Annotated in this window: 20 protein-coding genes; 11 read left to right on the top strand and 9 right to left on the bottom strand. The window is 67.8% G+C overall.

All coding sequences use genetic code 11. The features are described from left to right. Positions 1-33 precede the first annotated feature (33 nt). On the bottom strand, positions 34-1197 hold the full coding sequence (locus N4P33_RS07905) for a hypothetical protein (RefSeq protein WP_260825595.1): 1164 nt from the start codon (positions 1195-1197) through the stop codon (positions 34-36). 138 nt (positions 1198-1335) lie between these two features. Beyond that, positions 1336-1911 (bottom strand): hypothetical protein, encoded by a 576-nt coding sequence (locus N4P33_RS07910; protein WP_260825596.1) that lies wholly within the window; start codon positions 1909-1911, stop codon positions 1336-1338. Positions 1912-2095: 184 nt separating this feature from the next. Here N4P33_RS07910 and N4P33_RS07915 point away from each other — a divergent pair, with 184 nt between their 5' ends. The 6 genes from N4P33_RS07915 to N4P33_RS07940 all read left to right on the top strand — a co-directional run bounded on the left by N4P33_RS07915 (position 2096) and on the right by N4P33_RS07940 (position 6040). Further along, on the top strand, positions 2096-2863 hold the full coding sequence (locus N4P33_RS07915) for a hypothetical protein (RefSeq protein WP_260825597.1): 768 nt from the start codon (positions 2096-2098) through the stop codon (positions 2861-2863). Between the two features lie 329 nt (positions 2864-3192). Next, complete coding sequence (locus N4P33_RS07920; protein ID WP_260825598.1) at positions 3193-3429, top strand: hypothetical protein; 237 nt, start codon at positions 3193-3195, stop codon at positions 3427-3429. Further along, complete coding sequence (locus N4P33_RS07925; RefSeq protein WP_260825599.1) at positions 3429-4406, top strand: C2 family cysteine protease; 978 nt, start codon at positions 3429-3431, stop codon at positions 4404-4406. The genes N4P33_RS07920 and N4P33_RS07925 overlap by 1 nt, the downstream gene beginning before the upstream one ends. 6 nt (positions 4407-4412) lie before the next feature. Continuing rightward, positions 4413-4925 (top strand): hypothetical protein, encoded by a 513-nt coding sequence (locus tag N4P33_RS07930; RefSeq protein ID WP_260825600.1) that lies wholly within the window; start codon positions 4413-4415, stop codon positions 4923-4925. Positions 4926-4953: 28 nt separating this feature from the next. Continuing rightward, positions 4954-5277: a hypothetical protein gene (locus N4P33_RS07935; RefSeq protein ID WP_260825601.1), complete on the top strand. Its 324-nt coding sequence runs from the start codon at positions 4954-4956 to the stop codon at positions 5275-5277. Between the two features lie 187 nt (positions 5278-5464). After that, on the top strand, positions 5465-6040 hold the full coding sequence (locus N4P33_RS07940; RefSeq protein ID WP_399028971.1) for a hypothetical protein: 576 nt from the start codon (positions 5465-5467) through the stop codon (positions 6038-6040). A 62-nt stretch (positions 6041-6102) separates the two neighbouring features. On the opposite strand, the gene N4P33_RS07945 is transcribed toward N4P33_RS07940, so the two are convergent. The 3 genes from N4P33_RS07945 to N4P33_RS07955 form a co-directional block, all read right to left on the bottom strand. After that, positions 6103-6249, bottom strand: a complete 147-nt coding sequence (locus N4P33_RS07945) for a hypothetical protein (RefSeq protein ID WP_260825614.1) — start codon at positions 6247-6249, stop codon at positions 6103-6105. Next, positions 6189-6647, bottom strand: a complete 459-nt coding sequence (locus tag N4P33_RS07950) for a transposase (RefSeq protein ID WP_260825603.1) — start codon at positions 6645-6647, stop codon at positions 6189-6191. Before N4P33_RS07950 ends, N4P33_RS07945 begins: the two co-directional genes overlap by 61 nt. A 136-nt stretch (positions 6648-6783) precedes the next feature. Further along, a complete protein-coding gene (locus tag N4P33_RS07955) occupies positions 6784-7044 on the bottom strand; it encodes a WXG100 family type VII secretion target (protein ID WP_260825604.1) in 261 nt (86 codons plus the stop codon). Between the two features lie 218 nt (positions 7045-7262). Here N4P33_RS07955 and N4P33_RS07960 point away from each other — a divergent pair, with 218 nt between their 5' ends. After that, positions 7263-7523 carry a WXG100 family type VII secretion target gene (locus N4P33_RS07960; RefSeq protein WP_260825605.1) on the top strand — a complete coding sequence of 87 codons (261 nt, stop codon included), beginning with the start codon at positions 7263-7265 and terminating at the stop codon, positions 7521-7523. Positions 7524-7622: 99 nt separating this feature from the next. Here the strand turns inward: N4P33_RS07960 and N4P33_RS07965 are convergent, their stop codons facing one another. Beyond that, the gene (locus N4P33_RS07965; RefSeq protein WP_260825606.1) at positions 7623-7922 is read right to left on the bottom strand and encodes a hypothetical protein; all 300 of its coding nucleotides are present in this window, start codon (positions 7920-7922) and stop codon (positions 7623-7625) included. A gap of 94 nt (positions 7923-8016) precedes the next feature. Between N4P33_RS07965 and N4P33_RS07970 the strand changes: the two genes are divergently transcribed. The 3 genes from N4P33_RS07970 to N4P33_RS07980 all read left to right on the top strand — a co-directional run bounded on the left by N4P33_RS07970 (position 8017) and on the right by N4P33_RS07980 (position 10423). Continuing rightward, positions 8017-8331 carry an SAV_915 family protein gene (locus tag N4P33_RS07970; RefSeq protein ID WP_260825607.1) on the top strand — a complete coding sequence of 105 codons (315 nt, stop codon included), beginning with the start codon at positions 8017-8019 and terminating at the stop codon, positions 8329-8331. 10 nt (positions 8332-8341) lie between these two features. Then, complete coding sequence (locus N4P33_RS07975) at positions 8342-9802, top strand: hypothetical protein (protein WP_260825608.1); 1461 nt, start codon at positions 8342-8344, stop codon at positions 9800-9802. Between the two features lie 120 nt (positions 9803-9922). After that, positions 9923-10423: a DUF3592 domain-containing protein gene (locus tag N4P33_RS07980; protein WP_260825609.1), complete on the top strand. Its 501-nt coding sequence runs from the start codon at positions 9923-9925 to the stop codon at positions 10421-10423. A gap of 59 nt (positions 10424-10482) precedes the next feature. Here N4P33_RS07980 and N4P33_RS07985 read toward each other — a convergent pair whose 3' ends face one another. After that, the gene (locus tag N4P33_RS07985; protein WP_260825610.1) at positions 10483-14961 is read right to left on the bottom strand and encodes an FtsK/SpoIIIE domain-containing protein; all 4479 of its coding nucleotides are present in this window, start codon (positions 14959-14961) and stop codon (positions 10483-10485) included. Positions 14962-15067: 106 nt separating this feature from the next. Continuing rightward, on the bottom strand, positions 15068-17425 hold the full coding sequence (locus tag N4P33_RS07990) for a serine/threonine-protein kinase (protein WP_260825612.1): 2358 nt from the start codon (positions 17423-17425) through the stop codon (positions 15068-15070). Positions 17426-17530: 105 nt separating this feature from the next. On the opposite strand from N4P33_RS07990, the gene N4P33_RS07995 reads away from it, so the two are divergent. Next, entirely contained in the window at positions 17531-18157 is a 627-nt protein-coding gene (locus tag N4P33_RS07995) for a hypothetical protein (protein WP_260825613.1), read from the top strand. Here N4P33_RS07995 and N4P33_RS08000 read toward each other — a convergent pair. Next, a complete protein-coding gene (locus tag N4P33_RS08000) occupies positions 18150-18776 on the bottom strand; it encodes a hypothetical protein (RefSeq protein ID WP_313904467.1) in 627 nt (208 codons plus the stop codon). The two genes, N4P33_RS07995 and N4P33_RS08000, sit on opposite strands and share 8 nt — an antisense overlap. Positions 18777-19050: the final 274 nt, after the last annotated feature.

Consider the following 19050-nt stretch of genomic DNA (forward strand, 5'->3'; position numbering starts at 1 on the left):
CGCCGTTCGGGCGCGGATGTGGCGTGGTCGGCATCAGTCGAACGGGTTGAGGGCACTGCCGAGTTTCTTGGCTCCATCGGCAATCGCCTCACCTGCTTTTTCAGCCTTGTCGCCGACCCACTCTGCGGCGTCACCGATTTTGTCCGCATGGTCCCAGGCCAGTGTTCCGGCATAGGCAAGTCCAGTGGCCGCAGTGAGACCGAGAGTGACGGGGTTGGGGGCAACCATGGCCGCGGTGAGCGAAGCGTTGAAGGCCGTCCCGGTCCAGTTGGACAGGTATTTGGCCTTGTCTTCCTTCCACGCTTTGCCGTGATCCATGGTTGCCAGGTTGGCGACGCCCCAACCGGTGGCGCCGAGCGAACCGACGATACCGGCGCCGCGAATCCATCCGGCGGCCTTGGCCGCATTCGCGAGACCCCCGCGTTGGGCGACCCGGAGCAAGTTGGACTCGGTCGCAGTGGGCATGTAGAAGGCGCCGTTGCGCATGTATCCCGCGAACATCGCCGCCTCGTCGGAGCCGGCCAGCACGCCGGTCGGCACCCGGGCCAGCCAACTCCCGGCCCTGGGAACCCTGGACAGCTTGTCCCAGTGACCACTGATCAGGCGGGCGGTGAGGGTGCCTGGCGCGTTGAGTATCTTGGATGACTTGAAGTAGGCACGGACCGATTTTGCGCTGAGCAGCCCCACGGTTGTCGACGTGAAGAACGCCGACAGATTGGCCGCTCCCTCGATGTACGTCGCGACTGCCTGACCCAGCTTCTCGTTGCCGGTGAGCTGAGTGACAGCATCGCCCTGCACCCTGACGAGCCAGTCGTCGAGAGACTCGCCGTCCTTCCTCTTGAGCCAGCTGTCGTCGAGCTCGCTGTTGGACGCCGTCGCATTGGCGACCAACAGGATGTCCGGCGGCAACTCCTTGTTCTTCAGTTGCTCAGGGGTGAACCCGGCGAGCAGCAGGCCGGCCAGCGGATCGTCGTTCTCCAAGCGGGCATATGCTGCTTTCCTGCGGAGTTCGGGCGCAGTATCCGAAACCCAGGCACGCATGGGCCGTATCGCGCTCAGCTTGTCCGACACCCCGAGTGCCGAGGCACGCGTGAAGGCCTCACCGAGTCTGTCTCCCATTCCTCCCCGCCCGTCGAGCAACTTGGCCAGCTGCTCGAGGTCGTTCGGATTCACCACTCTGTTCGGCTTGCCCGTCACACATCTCCCTCAGGTGATCAACAAAGCTCCTTCCTGAGCAGGAAGCAGCACAAGTGGTCGAATACCTTACCGTGGACGCAGATTGAACCGACGCCCACAGTCTCGGTAGAAACTCGGAGTACAAACGAATGTGGGTGATCAGATCTGGCGCGCTCGCGTCAGTGCGTCCAGCAGGGCATCGCGGTCGTGGGTGGCGATCAGCAGCGACTCGCCCTGCACGGTCTCGACCACGATCTCGTCCATACCCATCGGCACAGACCAGCCTCCTCCCATGAGCCGAGGCGGCACAGCCGCACGGCTCGCTCGACGCAGCTCCGCGAGTTCCTGAGGCGACCGAGAACCGAGGGCGGCGACGAACTCCGCATCAGTGGGCTGCTCACGAGCTTCCCTGAGCGAGTCGACGGTCAACGACTCCACCGCGATCGTCTCCCGCCCCACGGTCAACTGGCCGTTCTCAAGGCGGACTCGGTGGTAGATGCGCTTGGAAAGCGGCACGGCGTTGAAAACGACCGCAAGAAGCGTCGAGGCACCGACAATCACCAGCCAGACAGTGCTGTCCTCGGGAAGCAAGATACCCCCTTGATAAAGGACAAAGGCGACAAGAACCGCGATGCTGGCAATCATCCAGCGCTTCGGCAGCTTCTCTTGGTGCACCACCGCGCGCCCGTACGACGCCGTCGCCACGTTGTCACCAGATCCATACACGCCGCCCACGACCGCTCCCCTCAACTCCATCCGCTCTCCATGCCGGCCAGGCTACCCAGCGCCCGTGGCTGCGAGCCACTGCCCCTTACCCTGGGCGCCCTTTCCTGAGTCGTCAAGGACGGCGATTCTGATCCCTAGGGTGCCGAGTCGCCCGCCCAGAGTCCGCTCATTGTGAAGTGATTGTGGTGACTTCATGGCGAGCGCGATGGAGGTCGTCGACACCGCGAGCGTCGTCGCAGAAGCGTGGATGGCCGGGCAGCGATCGAACCTTAATACCGTGCCTTTAAGATCATTCAGCGTACCGACTGTCGCCCTGCATCACGGTGCGATGCTCGGTCCACTGTTTTCCACCGGTCAATGCAGAAACGGAATCGACAGACGTATGGGCGGGATGACATTCAAAGTGCAGCGCGCGGCATCCACCAAGGGAAGGCGGGGCGAAGCCGTTTCATGGATTGGGGATATCGCTGGACTTGGCCGCGTTCAGCTCACCTTCCCCACAGAAAACAGCAACTATCCGTCTACGTATACCGAGGTGTCAGTGAGTGGGGAGGGCTTCCCTCTCGTCACATATCTCGGTCTGGGCTACTTGCAGCGCCCACTGCTGGCCAGAGGGGAGCTGAACGTCGACTGGGAACCCGCCGAGCTATCCCGAAACAGGTGGCTGCTCACCAGGAACGCGCGCGCCTTGCGGATTCGGACCAAACGGCGCTCATACGCCTATACCCAACGGGGCGGAAAACGCGATCACGAGCTTGTCCGCACCGGAGCGGCTGTACACATGCGGCGTTCGAGTTGGGTCAAACCACGCACGATCACGGGTACCTGCTCAGGTGATGTGGATTCCCTCGACATCGCCATCGCGCTGGTCCTGGAGGGCGTGTACACGCGAAACCTGACGGTGTACGGCGCACTTGTGTCACTCCCCGGCCGTGCCATCAATCGGTTCAACGACATCTGAGCCAGGCCGGTAATGACTTCCTGAGGTGATGAATCGCCTGGGAGAATTCCGGACCTTCTGTGAAGTGTCTGTGACGACTTCGCGACGGGCACGGCAGGACGGGCGGCGGCACAGGGGGAGGCGTACCGCCCGCGTAAGCTTCAGCGACGGCGTAGCGCGCAGCGCACGTGAGACGCCGGGCATTTCAGTCAACGGGGAGGAACTCGGCCGTGGGGCCCACAGACGCAGACAGTGCTGTCGAATTGAAGAAACGAGCCGACAGACTGCGGGACTGTGCGAGGGAGGCGCGGTCACTCGCTCGCAGACTCGGGCCACTCCTCGACGACGCGGTGCGGAAGGCAACGCCTCGCGCCACTGCCTCACGAGCCAGCAACAGCGCGGACGCCATCTGGCAGGGTCCCTTCGCCGACGAGTGCACCGCGACATTGCAGCAGCGGAAGGGCACGCTCAACACCATGGGCGGTGCGCTGCTGGCCGACGCCACTCGCTGGGAGAACCAGGCGGATGAACTCGATCGCCAGGCCAAGGAGAAGGACCGGTCAGCGGCCGTGGCAGGCGGCAACTGATGGCGTTCCGAGGATTCGACGCCGGCAAGCTCACGGCTCTCGCCAACGATCTGGACGCGCTGTCCGGGCAGGCGGGCAAGCTGCACAGCCGACTGGCTGCCGTGCTGACCTCCGCACAGCAGAACCTGCCCTCGGGCCAGAACGCCTCGCGCGACCCCGACCTTCAGGCGCTCGTCGGTGACGTGGTTCCGGTGCCGTCGATCTTCGGCGGCCGCCGTCGACTGCCAGGCTCACTCGGCCCCGAGCTCGGGGACATGCAGGCATCGATGAAACGGCGTATCCGGCAACTGGAGGGCCTTCAGGAGCTTGCTCAGCATGGCTACCCCGTGAACGACGGAAGCTTGTTCCTCGATGAGCGGGCGCCCGACGCGAAGAAGATCGACGAGGCACTGCGCAATCTGCGGGGTTTGAAGGGGAAGGACTTCGGCGCCAACGGCAACCGTGAGGATCTGGAGAAGTTCGCTTCCCAACTCGGCGGACTGACAGCCGCAGAGGCGGACGCGTTCATGTCGAAGGCATCCCCGAAGGACCTGGCTTTCTACAACGAGCTGCTCAGCGACACGAGCGACTCCGGCTGGACCCCGTTCGACGAGAACGGCCTGCCCGAGAACAAGCGCCGGGACACACTCAGCCTGCTGCTGTCGAAGATCAGTGTCCAGAGCATCCCGAAATTTCAGGTTGCCTTCCCCGGCATGCAGCCCACATTCACCAACACCGACGCCTACGAGAACGGCGGGAACAGCCAGAACGGGCAGACCAACAGCGGCATTCACTGGGCGCCACCCAGCGATCCGCTGTTCCAGAACGGCGTGTCGGCCGACGACGTCAACCAGAACCAGTTCGGTGACTGCTGGTACGTGGCCTCGCTGGCCGGTCTGGCGCAGAGGAACCCCCACTTCGTGCAGGAGGGGATCAAACAGAACCCCAACGGCACGGTCAGCGTCCGTGTCTGGGACAAGGAGGGCAACCACCACTAGGTCACGGTGACGGCGGACCTGCCGACGGACCAGAACGGCAGGCCGATCAGCACCTACGGCAACGGTGAGTCCTGGCCGGCGTATTACGAGAAGGCCTTCGCGATGGTCTACTCGGACGACGGGGACAACGAGCGCGGCTACGGCGGCATCGAAGGGGACGATCCGAAGAAGTCCGCCCCGTACTTGACCGGCCGGGAGGGTGAGGACCTGAGAACCGGTGGTTTCCTCGGTATCGGCGAGCACGACGACATGAACCTGGATTCCCTGAAGAAGGCGTTCGAGTCCGGAAAGGTGGTCACCGTCTCCACTCCGGCCGACGAGAGTCTGGACAAGAACCACCCCAAGGAGTGGGGCAGCACTTATCACAGCAACCACGCCTACTACGTCCGCGGCTTCACTGATGACGGCAAAGTCATTCTCGGCAATCCCTGGGGTGTGTCCGGGTATGCGCCGATCGAAGTGACCCAGGAGCAGTTCGACAAGTACTTCCAGATGCCCGAGGCATTCGATGTCCCCTGATATCCGTGACACCCGGCAGGTGAGCGCAGTGACCGACCGTCCGCAGGTGAAGTATCCGTTCGAGTTCGACGGTCGCTGGGTGCTTCGCTACCACGTCCCGTACACCGTCGAACACGACGGCCGCACTCATCGCGTCGTGGCAACGATCTTCATGCAGCCCTCGGTGCACGGCCGTATCCAGGTCAACTGCGAGGGCCGGCTCATCGCCGAGTACGACGAGCTGGTACCTGGGCAGATCGTCGAGATCACCGGGGACAGCTGGCGGGTGGCCGCTGTCGAGTACCGGACACGCATCGTGCTGGAGCGAGTGGCTGACAACAGTGCGCAGAAGGAGAGTCAGACACGTGAGTAGGTTCCGCTTCGCAGGCGCCGTGCTGGCCGTGCTCGCGTTGGCCGGCTGCGGATCATCCGGCGAGGAGGGCCGGAAACCCACGCCCACGCCGACGCCCACGCAAGCGTCCCGGGACAAGGGGCCGGCGTGTGTGGGGGAGGCCCCATCCGGCGATGGCTTGCACGTGCTGCGTGGCGGTGGGTTCCGGTTGCCAGGCGGGGGAGGGGTCCAGTACGAGGCCACGCGTGCCGATGGGACGACGCGGGCGGCGACCCTGCGTGAAGGAGCGCGCTACGAGTCGGGGCAGCGGCAGTGGACCGTCGAGCGAGGAGAACGCGTCAGCGTCTCCGGGCACGCCTACACCGTCCGGCAGATCTGCTCCTACCGCGTCGTCCTCGAACCCGAGGCTGCCGAGGACAGGGCAGAACTCGCCGCCTCACCCTCCTCCATGAAGCCGACGGGGGGTTCCGCGGACGGGCCGCTGTGCTTCACCACCAACCGCGACGTTCTGGACGCCGCGGCGAAGGGCTTTCCTCCCAAGGGCCGGCCTCTCTCACTCCTCGCCAACGGCGGAGTGCAGCGCTTTCCCACAGGACTCGCTGTGACCATCGCCTACGCCGATACGGCGGCGGGAACGGCCGGCCTGGGCGCGAACTGCGCAGGGATCCCGGTCGCCAAGTATGACGATGTACGCGTCGGCGACACCGTGGAGCTCGCGGGCGTGCTCTTCGAGGTCTCGGAGCTCACAGAGCAGGCCGTGCGGCTCACGCGGACAAGTGACTAGCACGCCGCACGCGATGTCATGCCGGTGGTGATGCAGGCCATCCGCCTCCACTCTGATCAGCGTCACGCACCTCGCGGTTGATCCGCTCCAGCGGGCTTGGCGAAATGGATCATCTTCCGATATCGCTCCGGGAAGGCGGTGAAGGCGGTCAGGTCGTCCTTCGCTTCCAGCAGTGTGTGTTTGGCCTTGGGGAACTGCTTGCCGAGCATGTCGGATCGCTCTTGGACATCCCGGCCTCCGTGCCGAGGGCCTTGACCAGGTCGTCGACCAACCGCATGGTCAGACCGTGGACGTAGGCCTCCAAGATGTCGGCGTGCAGGACTTGGCCGATGCTCCCCGACCGCAGCTTGGGGATCGCGAGGTCCAAGTCGCCGACCTGGGTGCTGTGCGTCTTGTCGCGGTGGCCGTTGCGAAGCACGATGCGCGTCTGGGTGTGCTCGTTCCATCCGCGCCGATCAAGGCCGTGGCCTCGGCCTCGATGGCCCACCTTGCGGGCAGGGATCCAGAGTGCATAAGTACACGCCCCGGCGCACTCCCTACGGTGATCGGCTACGCCACGAGAGGGACGCCGCCTCTGTCTTGGCGCCCCGGTGAAGTTCACGGGCATGCGTTCGAAGTCTCGGCGCTCACCAATCAGGCTGTGTGACTCACGCGTAAGAGTGGCTAGCGCGGTGCGGGACGAAGAGGCCTCCCTCAGCGTGAAGGGGAAGGACGCTCCGTCCCATCATCCTCGGTGAGACCGGTTATTTCTTCTTGTCCTGCAGATCCTTGGCCTCCTGCGCGCACTGGTGCGCCTCGTCACGCAGCGCCTTGGCGACGGTGCCGCATTTGGTCTGCCAGGTCCTCAACTTGCCCCGCACTTCGTCCGCGTTGGGGCCGGACCAGGACTTCATACCCGTGGTGCTGTGGTTCTTGGCGGCGTCCACGAGCGAGTCGATGTGATCAGCCAGCGAACGCAACTGCCCCGCACGCTGATTCAGTTCCTGTATGTCTGGATTTGCCATAGCAGCCTCCCCCGCCGTGTCGGCGCCCCAGGATACTCGCGGCGCGCACAGGTCCTTCGCCAGGGCGTACGATCGCCACAAACAGCCCGATGAGCACGAGTTGTTCACGCGACGTACTCATCCTGGGCGGCCCTGAACGGGAACTGCCCATGGTGCGGTAGCGTCCACTGTTGCAAACGGACAGTCCGCTTGTTCCTGATGACACGGGGAGGATCGCCATGGATCGCGGTGCAGATCTCACACGGCTCCGGGAGTTGTCGAAGCTCTACGCTCGGAAGGCAAACGACCTTCAGGGCCTGATCAAGGACCTTCAGTCGGCCACGGCTGACAGCACCGGCTACTGGAAGGGCCCGAAGGCCGACCGCTTCCGTGACGACTGGCGCGATGTGAAGCCCACCTTCGAGAAGTGGGTCGACACGCTGAACGAGGCCAGCAAGTCCGCGAACACGAGCGCCGACAACATCGAGCGCGCCACCTGATTCACAGGCCGGCAACGCGGCGTGCGCGATGGACAGCGGCGCCGGGACCACACCCCTCGTGGCTCCCGGCGCCGCTGCCACGTTCACTGAAGTCCTGCGTCACACACTCTCGCGGTACGCACGCGCCTCTGCGGTCGGCACCTTCTCCGGCTCACCCCGGATGGCCGCGTCGACGATCGGGATCAGTCTGCCCACCTGCTCGCTGAGTCTGCGGTGGCGTCCGCCCAACTCCCGGTGCCAGGCTCGGGCGTTCTTCCCCACCCAGACCTTGTCGCCTCCGATGTCCTCGGTCGGCCGCTTGAGAGCCTTGCCGAGCTTCTCCACCTCCTTGGCGAGATCAGTGCGGAGCTTCTCCAGATCCGCCTTTCTGGGATTGGGAACCTTCGAACCGGATTCCACCACGAGTCACCTTCAGCTTTTCATATTTTCATGACGGTGAACCAGCACGATAATGCGCGTTGATCCACCGCGTGCCGTCTCATAATCTAAGCGAATGACCTCGAGCGAAATGCTGCGGCCGAGTCCCGAATACCTCGTCCTCCCCACCCTGAGCGAGGTGCGGCACTCACCGGACGACGGCCCCTCGCAGGACGGGACGATCGAGGTGACCCTCCTCCCCGTGACCGGCGACGACGGGGTACGGCACCTCGCCGCACTCGCCTTCAGCTCCGTCTCCCTGCTGGTTGAGGCGATGGGCGAGCAGCAGTCCTGGGTGATCGTTCCGGCTGCAGAGCTCGAGGGTGCGCTGAGGGGATCAGGAGCGCAGGCCGTACTCGTCGATCCCCAGCTCGCCGGCAGCGCGGAATAGGAAACCTCTGGTGGTCGACCCGAATTTCTCCGGAATCAATCCGGACAACCTGCTGCGCACTATCAAGGATCTCGAATCGAGCAGCAAGGTTCTGCACGATGCGAAGACGTTTTACGCTGCTCGGTTCAAACGGCTCGGTCTGGACACGGCACACCTCACGGAGATCGGAAGGATCGCCCGCTGGGTGGACGACGAGCTTCCCATGCTGCGGCGCAGGCAGGCCCTGGCCGCGGCGATGGAACTGGATCCGGGGAGCCGGAAGCGCGATGCCATGGTCACGCTGCCGGAGCCGGTCGCGTCCGTGGCGGAAGCACGCGCCGCCGGCAAGAAGCTCGCCGAGGACATCAACGAGGTGGCAGATCTCGCGTCCGGCAAGGCGGGCGCGGAATTCCATCGCATCGCTGAAGTACTGGCCAGGCACAAGGGTGATCCGGATTTTGTCTCGGCGTTCTACGCCAAGATGAGCCCGCACCTTCTCAAGCATCTGCCGGTCACGGTCGCCGCCATCGGCGCATCGACCGCGGAGAACGACGTCAAAGTCTTCGGCTCCGCCTTCACGACTGCCGTCACCTACGACCATCCAGCGCCCGGCTTTGAGAAGGCGGTCACTCTGTTCCATGGCCCGATCGCCAAGGACGCACCCACCGCCTTCTTCAACCGAGCGCTCATGCAGGGCGACGATGTGGACCTCTGGGCCCTTGCCTGGAAACACACGAAGATCGCTGTGAAGAAGCTCGGCGACCCCGCGGACACGTGGTCCGACACGGCCGGGGCGGTGGGCGCCATCATCGGAACCCAGGCGAAGTACGCCGGTCACTTCTGGCATCAGGCACAGAAGCTCGACATGGAGGCGCGGCGGCTGAGAGAACAGCGTCTCGGCAGTATGAGCCGGGCGGAGCGGAGACAACTCAAGAACGCGACGGGGCGTGCGGGGCGAGCAGCACGGCAGTCCGCCCGCGAGGCCGAGCGGATCCTTGGCAAGTTCGGCATGGGGTCGTTGTCCCGGCTGATGGAGGCATCGATCGCGGACGGCGGAAGCTGGCTCAGCGGCAAGGTCCCGGGGCTCGCTCCTCCCCACTCGACGACTCTCTTCGGCCGGACCCTGCATACAGCTGGCAAGTTGCCCCTGGTGGGTACGGTGCTGACGGTCGGGGCCATTGGCTGGGACATCGCCCACGGTGAGGAGAAGGATGTCGCGGTCGCGGCGAATGTGGGGGGCATGGCGGCGGGGACGGCAGCGACATGGGGTTCGATGGCCATCGTCGCGACGGCCGGGGGTCCCGTCGGCTGGGGCATCGCGGCCGGGGTCGTCGCGGGTTTCGGGGTTGGGTACGGCATTTCTTATGCGATCAAGAGCCCCGCTGGCGCTGAGGCAGTCAATGCGGTCACGGGCGCTGTTAAGGATGCGGGCAGGGCCATCGGCGATGCTGCGTCCAGCGCCAGGAGAACGGTGAGCGGATGGTTTTCGTGAGGTGGGTCGACGATGGCTAAGAGGAAGCGCCCTGGAGGCCGATACCGGCTGCCTCCCAAAGTCGCTCAAGCTCAGCAACTGGCCGCCAGAGCCGCCGCATACAGACAGCAAACGCGTCCCATGCTGCCGCAGCGCCGCCTGATCCTCGGTCTCTTCGGCCTGTTCACCTTGTGCCTAGGGATGGCTCTCTTCTTTTGCCTCCCACCGCAAACGTTGGTACAGAGCTTGCGCGAGCGCGGGATCACAACCGCCTCCACGGTCACCGGTGTCGACAACAAACCCAAGTACGTCGAAGTCCGGTTCATGCAGGGATCCGACAAGGGCACGGTCGTCAGGCTCTCGGACTATGCGGGCATGCTGCCCGACACTCGTCCGGGTGAACTGTTGCTCGTGACGTACGACCCGAACGACCCTTCGCGCAGTCTCGCCCACAGTTGGGTGACGGATCCGCCGGCGAACGTACCGGCATACGGCATGTTCGCGCTCACCGGCTTCTTCCTGCTGGGGACCGTAGGAGTGGCTCTCCGCCGCCGCTGGATCCTCCGCACCCCCTGGCCCCCCGATCCCTTCGCCCCGGACACCGCGGACTCCCACCAGCCCGTTCGGCTCACCAAGCCCTGAGCACCCTGCAGGGAAGACCATGAGGCCCCAGCATCGCCACCGCTGGGGCCCCGTCCGTGTCAGCCGTTCATCACCGCCTGGATCGGCATGAACGAGCCGCCCGCGACGAACAAGCCGCTGCCCGCCGAACCGCCGCCGCTGTTCGACGGCAGTCTGATGCCGAACATCTCGCCCTCCGAGGGGCTCTGCGGTGTCAGCAGCAGGCCGTTGCGGGACTTGCGGGCCTCGACGGCGAAGCCGCGGTACTGGCCCGAGAGGCTGTCCGTCGCCCCCGCGACGAGGAGACCGATACCTCCGTCCGCCCCCTTGCGGACGACCGCCTCCAGGGCCTCGTCGAGGCGCGTGTCGTAGAGGAGTTCCGCATCGTCGACGACCACGACGTACGAGCCGTCGGGCGCCTGGTCCACCAGCTCCTCGAGGTCCTCCTCGCGACTGTCGGCGTTCAGGAGGCCCAACACGCCCTTGCAGCCCTTGAGATCGCGCAGGGGCGAACGGCGCGGTGCGACCAGCACCACCGGTGTGCCCGAGCGCAGCAGTGACTCCGTGGCCGCCACCAGGAGCGTGGAGCGGCCCGACTTCGGCGGACCCGCGATGACGAAGCCCGGCCCGTTCTCCTCCAGGTCGATGCCGATCGGCTGCAGTTCGTCGCCACCCACACCGATCAGCGCCCACAGAGGCGACGGCGCGGTGAAGTCGGGATCGAGGGCGAGGGCCTCCGACGCGGTGATGCGCGACGGCAGCGCGTCGACCCGCATGGGGCGCCGCCCGGCCGGCAGGCGGCTGTGGCGGGCCGCTGTCTCCTCCGCGATCTCGCGCAGCGCACGCACCTGTGCCTGACCGGCGGGGTCCGCCGTCAGCAGGCCGATCTGAGTCTCGTCCACGCCTGTGTCCGTGATGCGCAGGGCACGGCCCGAAGGCATGTTCTTGGGAACCTCGCGGGGCTGAAGTCCCGCCGTGGAGTAGTCGTTCGGGTCGGCGAAGCGGAGCACCAGGCGGTCGGCGAAGGCGGACGAGACATGGCCGCTCAGCCCGCTGCGGTCGGCGGTCATGACGACCTTGAGGCCCACCGCGGATCCCTCGCGGAAGATGCGCTGCGCCGACTCGAGCAGCTGGCCGTAGTTGTAGCTCTCGAAGGTGGAGGCGAAGCCCTCCCAGCTGTCCAGCAGGAGCACCATCCACGGCAGGCGGTCCTCCGGCGCGGCGGTCGCCCGCTGCTCCGCGGCGCTCGAAGCACCTTCCATCGCGAGGAGCTGCTGCCGTCGGGCGATCTCCGCCAGCAGGCGTTCGATGAGGCGGCGGACGCGGTCCGGTTCGTCGCGGGTCACCACCGCGCCGGCGTGCGGCAATCTCATCAGCGGCAGCAGCGCGTTGGAGCCGCAGTCGATGCCGTAGAGGTGCACATCGAGGGGGGATGTGGCGCGGGCCAGCGAACCGGCCAGGGTCCGCAGGGCGGTGGAGCGGCCGGATCGCGCTCCACCGAGCAGCATTGTGTGTTCGCCGTGCACCAGGTCCAGGCACAGCGGTGTGCGGGACTGCCGGGCGGGCTGGTCGATCAAGCCGTACGGGATGGGGGGGACGTCGGGCAGGGTCGCGGTGACGGACTCGTCGGCGTACGCCGCCAGTTCGTCCAGGGTGACCAGCTCGGGCAGGGGCGGAAGCCAGGGGCTGCGCTGCTCTGCGAAGCCCATGCGCCGGGCACCGTCACGGACCGCGTCGACGAGAACGGCGAGGTCGGTGACCATCGTGCCGTCGTCCTCGGCCTCCTCCCGTTTGGGCAGCGGACGGCCATGGGCGTGCCAGGGAAGCGGCGTCAGCGTGGCCTTGGGGCCGGTCTGCCCTATGGCGGGCCGACGGCCTCCGATGCGGGCGGACTGCACACCGACCAGCGACTGGGCACCTGAGCGTACGTACATGCGTCCAGGAGTGGACTTGGCGATGGCCCCCGAGTCAGGCGCCTCGATGACGTCCATGGACTCCGAGGCGTCGGTCACGCGCAGGGCGATCCGCAGGTTGGTGTTGGCGCGGATGTCCGCGCTGACGACACCCGCGGGCCGCTGAGTGGCGAGGATCAGGTGGACACCGAGGGAGCGACCTCGGCGGGCGATGTCGACCAGGCCCGCGATGAAGTCGGGGAGTTCGGCGACCAGGGACGCGAACTCGTCGATTACCAGGACCAGTCGGGGCATCGGCTCCAGTTCCGGGCGAAGCTTGCGAGTGTCGTTGTAGTCCTCGATGTCCTTGGCGGCGGCATCGAGGAGGATCCTCTCCCGCCGGTGCAGCTCGGCCGCGAGAGAGGCGAGGGCACGCTCGGTCAGGTGGGAGTCGAGGTCGCTGACCATGCCCACCGTGTGCGGCAGCCGGGCGCAGTCCATGAACGCGCTGCCACCCTTGTAGTCGATCAGGACGTAGTTCAGCGCGTCCGGCCGGTTGACGACGGCGAGGGAGGCGATGATCGTCTGGAGGAGTTCCGACTTACCGGCACCTGTGGTACCCGCGACCAGCGCATGCGGTCCGTCCCGGCGGATGTCCAGGACGAACGGGCCGTCCGCGGCGATACCGACGGGCGCGGCGGTCGTGGCCCCGCCGGTGCGCCAGATCCGCTCGACGTCGGTCCCGGTCGGATCCGGCATGCCCAGCAGCGTCAGCAACCGGGCGGAGGTGGGCAGGGCGCTGCCGGCGTCGTCCCGGCTGACGTCCCGTACGGGAGCGAGTGAGCGGGCGAGCAGCTCGCACCACTCGGGCGTGACCTGGTCGGCGAGCACGTCACCGGCCGCTTCCAGCCCGTGCCCGCGCACGCGTACGTGATGAGTCTGGTCCGGTGACCACGCGACGACGGCCCGGCACTCCTCCGGCAAGAGCCGCTCGTCCTCGTCGACGCACAGCGCGAGAATGCCGTACTGCGGTCCCTCCGCGAGGAGTTGCGGCACGCCCGGAACGCGGCGCAGCAGGCGGGCACCGTCGAGGATCATCAGGACGGTGGGGTCCGGGTACAGCTGGCTCGCCATCGTGCCCTGCTCACGTGCCGCCTTGCGCCGGGCCAGCTCGTTGAGCAGTTCGTTGACGCGGCGGGTGATGCACTCCGCGTCGAACCCGACCAGGGCGACGCAGTCCTGCCCCTGGGCGGGGCTCGTATGCGGCAGCCAGTGGAGCCAGTGCCAGTCGGCGCCGGCGGCAGGGGTGGCGGTGAGCCCCACGAGCGAGAAGTCTCGTGGGCTGTGCAGCACCGCGGCCTGCACGGCGAGCCACCGGGCGGTCGTCAGCGCCCGGGACCGGTCGCCGGCGACGCCCACGACGCCCAGTTCGGTGAACGGCAGGGTGACCGGCACGTCCGGAAGAACGGGCGGCTCAGGGCGCTCCTCCTCGTGCAGCGAGCCGCCCCGTCCCAGGACGAGCTCGACATCGGAGGGAAGGTTGCCGAGGCCGACCCTCAGTTGCAGCGCGTCGGGGTCGGTGAGCCGGCGCTCCCACAGGCGGCGGCGCGGCCCCGTGGCGAACAGAAGCACTTCCGCCGGGTCGGGGCTGTCCGAGCGGCGGGCCCGCTTCTCCTCCTTGCCGAGCCGGGCGAGCTCCGCCTCGTGGGCGGCAAGGTCCTTCTTGTACTGCTTGACGGAGGTCTTGTGCTTCTTCTTCCCCTCGCGGTTGTCGCTGATCCACTGCGCGGCCATCATCAGCGGGCTCATCAGGCAGAAGAGCAGCATGTAGATCTGCTGCGTGAGGAAGTACATGCCGATGCCGAACAGCATGGGCATGAACGCCATGATGAACTGGAAGCGGGCCCGGTCACCCTTGCTGGGCGGCACCGGCACCACGAGCCGTCGCCGGGGCCGCATCGGGGACAGACGGGGCGGGCGGTTGTAGGCGAGACCGCCCTCGCTCATGGCGGAGAGATGGGCGTCCGGCTCCGCGACCCTGTCGAGCACGAGCAGTGAGTCCCCGGCCCGCACGACGGCACCGAGCGGCCAGGGCGTATCGGCGTTCACGGCTTCGTCGTCGAGGAGTACGCCGGTACCCGCCTCGGGTACGAGGGTGGCGTTGCCCTGCATGTCGAGGGTGATCCGTAGCGCCACCGGTGGCAGGGAGGCGTCCGCCAAGGGCAACGTGCAGGTGGGGGCCGAGCCGACCGTGGCTGCTCCGACCCCCAGCCGCACGACCCGGCCGGCGGCCGGGCCACCGGCCGTCCTCAGTTCGTACTGGCCCACCGGCTCGCCCTTGCGCAGCAGTGGGCCTATCGAGTCGTCGACGGACAGCCTCATGCCGTCCTGAAGGACGGCGGCAGCGGGCGCGGACGGATCGCAGGGCACGCCATCGGCCCAGAGCAAGGGAGTTCTCCCGGCCGTCGCCGCCTCCAGGGTGTGCAGGGCCGAAGTGGTCCCTGGCATGGCGACCACGTTCACCGGCAGGCCTACCGGTCTGGCTGCGTCCTGGAGGGCCGCTGTCAGCGCCTGAGCGACATCGCCCGCCGTGGCCGTGTCATCGGTGGTGATGACGACGTCCTGCGGCTCGCCTCCCTCGCGTACGACGGTGACCAGCATCTGCATGACGGTGTTCCTCCCCGCCGGCCCCCTGCGGCCGTGTTCGTTTCCTCGGTCCGAAGGCCGTGTGGGTCTCCGGACGTTCGTTGCGTCGCCCTTGTCGTCTGCGGGCTCACACAGCCGGCAGCGCGTAGACCTCCGCCCCGTGCGTGACCAGCAGGCGGTTGCCGGAGAGGGCGAGCCGCCAGGGTTCGCCGTTGCGTTTGTTGTCGTCGTAGACCCAGCGGACTTCGCCGGTCCGGGCCTCGAGGGCGACGATGCCGCCGGCCAGGCCTCCGGTCGCGCCGTAGAGGGACGTGCCGGCCCGCAGGAACGTCTCCGGTGCCTCGACCTCGAGGTCGTCGCAGAGCCAGATGCGCTTGCCGGTCTTGACGTTCACCGCCCACACGCCGTCGTCGTGGTCGCCGGCGTAGAGCACGCCGTCGATGACGGTGGGGTTGCGGAAGCCGCCCCGGCCGGCCGACGGCAGGGTCCAGCGGGTGGTCCCGGTCTCCACGTCCACGGCCGTCATCTTGTCGCCCGGGAGGAAGACGAGGCCGTTCGCGACCGTCGGCTGCCAGGTCCAGTCGTCACCGATCTTCTCCGTCCACAGCTGATCACCGGTGGCGGTGTCGCGCACGGTGAGGTTCAGGTTGGAGTCGGCGTAGACCAGGTACTTGCCGGACACCGTGCCCTGGACGTCGTAGTCCTCGGTGCCCCAGTCCCGCTTCTGCAGCCAGACCTTCTTTCCGGTCTCATGGCTGATGGCGGCAACAGCCGTACGGTATTCCGTGGCGCTCTTCGATTCGCCGAAGTCCTTCGCCGTGACGTAGACGTTCTTGTCGTCGATCGCGATCGCGGCCTCGACGGTCAGGGTCTTGCCCAGGCGGCTGCGCCAGACCTCCTCACCGTCGGTGACGCTGTAGGCGACGAGCGCGCCCTCGTAGTCGCCGTCTGCCAGGAACACCTTGCCGCCGTGGAACAGCAGCGGCTCTCCCGGCCGGCAGATGCCCTCCTTCGACCAGCGGGCATCGCCCGTCTTCACGTCGTACGCCACGAGCGGGTCGCCGCTGACCAGGAGCAGGCCGGCGTGGCTGAGCAGCGGTACGCCGGTGTTGGTGCTGTCCTCGGCAGCCGACTCGTGCCACAGAGGCTGCGGCGCCACACCGGGCGGTGGCGTGGTGAACCGCTCCCCGGCCGGCGCGGCCGAACCGCCCGTGCCCGCCGCGCCGTTGCCGGACGAGGAACTCCCGCCGCTCCGACCGAGCCACCACGCCGCTCCCCCGCCCACGGCCGCGACGCCCGCCACGGCGCCGAGGGCGAGGCCGAGCACGCTGCGCCGTGACCGGCCGGAGGACGGCTCACCGAGCTGAACCGTCCCCGGCAGCGGTGTGCCGTCGTGCTGCCCCGGTGCGGGAGTGCCACTCGGCTGGGAGCCGTAGCCAGGGGTCACTGCGCCGCCGTACGCCGGGGACGGCGTGCCCCCGGGCGGAGTTCCCGGGACGACGGTGGGCGTCTGCGCCGATGACGCCGACGCGGCCTGCATGGCCGGCGGCGGACCGAACGACGCCGCCGCCGCGGCCGCCGGCGCGTCGGGGGCCTCCAGGTCCAGTATTCCCGCGGCATGCGTCGCGATCGTCGACGCCACCGCCGACGGCAGCCAGTCCGACAGGACCGCTTCGACGCCCTGCGGAGCGAGAGCCGTGACGATCTGGGACGGCGTCGGCCGCTGACCCGGGTCCTTCGTCAAGCAGGCGCGGATCAGACCCGTCAACGACTCCGGCACGCCGCCGAGATCGGGCTCGCCGTGCACCACCTGGTACAGGAGCGAGGCGTGCGAGGCGGCGCCGTCACCGAAGGCGCCCCGTCCGGTGGCCGCGAACGCGAGCACCGTGCCCAGCGAGAAGACGTCGCTCGCCGTGCCGACATCCTTGCCCATCGCCTGCTCGGGCGACATGAAACCGGGCGAGCCGACCACAACGCCCGTCTGGGTCATACGGCTTCCGTCCACCGCGCGTGCGATGCCGAAGTCGATCACTCGCGGACCGTCGGCGGCCAGCAGCACGTTGGAAGGCTTCAGGTCACGGTGGATCAGCCCGGCCGCGTGCACCTCCTGCAGCGCGGCGGCGAGACCCGCGGCCAGGGCATGGACCGTACGCTCGGGCAACGCCCCGTGCGCGGCGACGACTTCGGTGAGATCGGGACCGAGCACGTACGACGTCGCCAGCCACGGCAGTGCGCCGTCCGGGTCGGCATCCACGACGGGGGCGGTGAAGCGGCCCGAGACGGCCCGGGCGATCTCGACCTCGTGCCGGAAGCGGGCACGGAAATCGGCGTCCGCCGCCAGGTCCTGGCGGACGACCTTCACGGCGACGGTGCGTCCACCGGGCGAGCGGGCCAGGTAGACCCGGCCCATACCACCGGCACCGAGCCTCCGCAGCAGTCGGTAGCTGCCCAACTCCCTTGGATCATCGGGCTGCAGTGTCTCCATGTGGGCCTTCCCCGTTGCAATGGCGTTGCGTGGCGCATGATGGCAGTGGTGCTGTTCGCTATCGCAGACACATTAGTGACTGCTGTTGCGTGAGGGGGACGGGGTATGGGTGGGGGTTCGGCGAAGCCTGGGCGGCGCAAGGCCGCGGGCCCAGCTTTGCGGTACGAGCACCGGCCGGGGCGGCCCTCCGCCGAGGGCGGGAAGAAGAAGATGACGGTCGGGGAGAAGGTGTTCGGGTGTCTGGTGCTGCCCGGCTTCGGCGTCCTGCTCCTGCCGCTGGTGTTCTTCGAGATGCACTGGGCCCACACCGTCTGGGGCAGTGTGGCTCCCGCGTGGCCGGGCGGTGCGTACGCGTTCGCCGCCTCGGTGGGTGCGCTCGCTCCGCTGGTCCTCGTCGCCTTCGCGGCGCCGCTGTACCGGATGAACTGGAAGAAGAGCAGGGTCCGTTCCCTGGCCTGGGCGGTGGCCTCCCTGCCCGGCCTGGCAGGCTGCTACCTGGTGACGGGGTTCATCTTCTCGGCGACCTTCCGGCCCAAGCGACGCAGCGACTGGGACGCCGACTGCTACCGGGAGGGCGGGACGTGCTGGGTGCACGAGGAGTACCCGTTCCTGTGGGCGGTGGGACTCGCCACGACACTCGCGGTGATCGTGCTGCTGATCAGCCTGGGCATGAAGTACGGCGGCAAAGAGCGCTCGGACGCAGGCTCCTCCGAGCCGGCCGCCGCTACTTGATCCTCGACAAGCGCGCCTTCGGCCTTCCCGAGTCCTTGCTGTCCGACTCGTAGACCAGGTCGTCGCCGACCGGGGTGAGGCGGACCGTGTGCAGGGCCTGGTTGCAGACGTCGCGGTTGGCCTTCGCGCCGACGGAGGTCGCGACGAGCTGCTTCTTCGTGACCTGCTTCAGGGTGAGGACGTCGTCGCAGATGCCGCCGAAGATGTCCGTGTGGCGGACGGTGCCCACCTGTTCGCCCACCTCCGCCTGCTTCACCGTCATCCGGAACGTCCCGAGCGGGATGGAGATGCCGTCGCGGGAGTTGGCCTGCCCCTCCCACGTGCCGACGTAGGCGGCGGGGACCGTGGTGGGCGGCGCCTCGTACGCCGGGCCTCCGCCGGCGCTGGAGTCGTCGTCAGCTCTGTTGCCGGGGAGCAGGTCGAAGACGAACACCGATCCGACCGTCACGGCGGCCAGCGCCCCCGCCACCGCGAGGGCGACCGTGCAACTCACGCGCCGCGCCCGCCTGCCCTGGGCACCGGGTTCCTGGGTGGAGGTGGCCGTGACGGAGAGGGAGAGCCTTCCGGGTGAGTTGCCGGGAGCGGGGGGACGGTCACCGGGAGGCGTCCCGGGTGCCATGGGCGATCCCGGCCGCCCGGAGGGCTGAGTGGGCGGATGCGGCACCCGCTGCTCCGGGATGGGCGTGTGGGCCGATGCCTCGCCGCCGCCCGGCATCACCGGGGCGGGACCGAAGCCGACGGGCGCGGGAGGCGCGGCAGGTACAGCAGGCGCGGCAGGTACGGCAGGCGCGGCAGGTACAGCAGGCGCGGCAGGTACAGCAGGCGCGGCAGGTACGGCAGGCGCGGAGTCCTCCGCCACGCCCGGCGTACCGGACACGGCGCCTGGAGCAACC

Source organism: Streptomyces sp. 15-116A, assembly GCF_025290915.1.
Lineage (GTDB): Bacteria > Actinomycetota > Actinomycetes > Streptomycetales > Streptomycetaceae > Streptomyces.

What these genes read in the sequence shown, in the direction of transcription:
- N4P33_RS07915 (WP_260825597.1), top strand. Translation starts at nt 2,096, where the DNA reads ATGGCGAGCGCGATGGAGGTCGTCGACACCGCGAGCGTCGTCGCAGAA.
- N4P33_RS07925 (WP_260825599.1), top strand. Translation starts at nt 3,429, where the DNA reads ATGGCGTTCCGAGGATTCGACGCCGGCAAGCTCACGGCTCTCGCCAAC.
- N4P33_RS07945 (WP_260825614.1), bottom strand. Translation starts at nt 6,249, where the DNA reads ATGCTCGGCAAGCAGTTCCCCAAGGCCAAACACACACTGCTGGAAGCG.
- N4P33_RS07950 (WP_260825603.1), bottom strand. Translation starts at nt 6,647, where the DNA reads ATGCCCGTGAACTTCACCGGGGCGCCAAGACAGAGGCGGCGTCCCTCT.
- N4P33_RS07955 (WP_260825604.1), bottom strand. Translation starts at nt 7,044, where the DNA reads ATGGCAAATCCAGACATACAGGAACTGAATCAGCGTGCGGGGCAGTTG.
- N4P33_RS07960 (WP_260825605.1), top strand. Translation starts at nt 7,263, where the DNA reads ATGGATCGCGGTGCAGATCTCACACGGCTCCGGGAGTTGTCGAAGCTC.
- N4P33_RS07970 (WP_260825607.1), top strand. Translation starts at nt 8,017, where the DNA reads ATGACCTCGAGCGAAATGCTGCGGCCGAGTCCCGAATACCTCGTCCTC.
- N4P33_RS07980 (WP_260825609.1), top strand. Translation starts at nt 9,923, where the DNA reads ATGCTGCCGCAGCGCCGCCTGATCCTCGGTCTCTTCGGCCTGTTCACC.
- N4P33_RS07985 (WP_260825610.1), bottom strand. Translation starts at nt 14,961, where the DNA reads ATGCAGATGCTGGTCACCGTCGTACGCGAGGGAGGCGAGCCGCAGGAC.
- N4P33_RS07990 (WP_260825612.1), bottom strand. Translation starts at nt 17,425, where the DNA reads ATGGAGACACTGCAGCCCGATGATCCAAGGGAGTTGGGCAGCTACCGA.
- N4P33_RS07995 (WP_260825613.1), top strand. Translation starts at nt 17,531, where the DNA reads ATGGGTGGGGGTTCGGCGAAGCCTGGGCGGCGCAAGGCCGCGGGCCCA.
- N4P33_RS08000 (WP_313904467.1), bottom strand. Translation starts at nt 18,776, where the DNA reads ATGGCACCCGGGACGCCTCCCGGTGACCGTCCCCCCGCTCCCGGCAAC.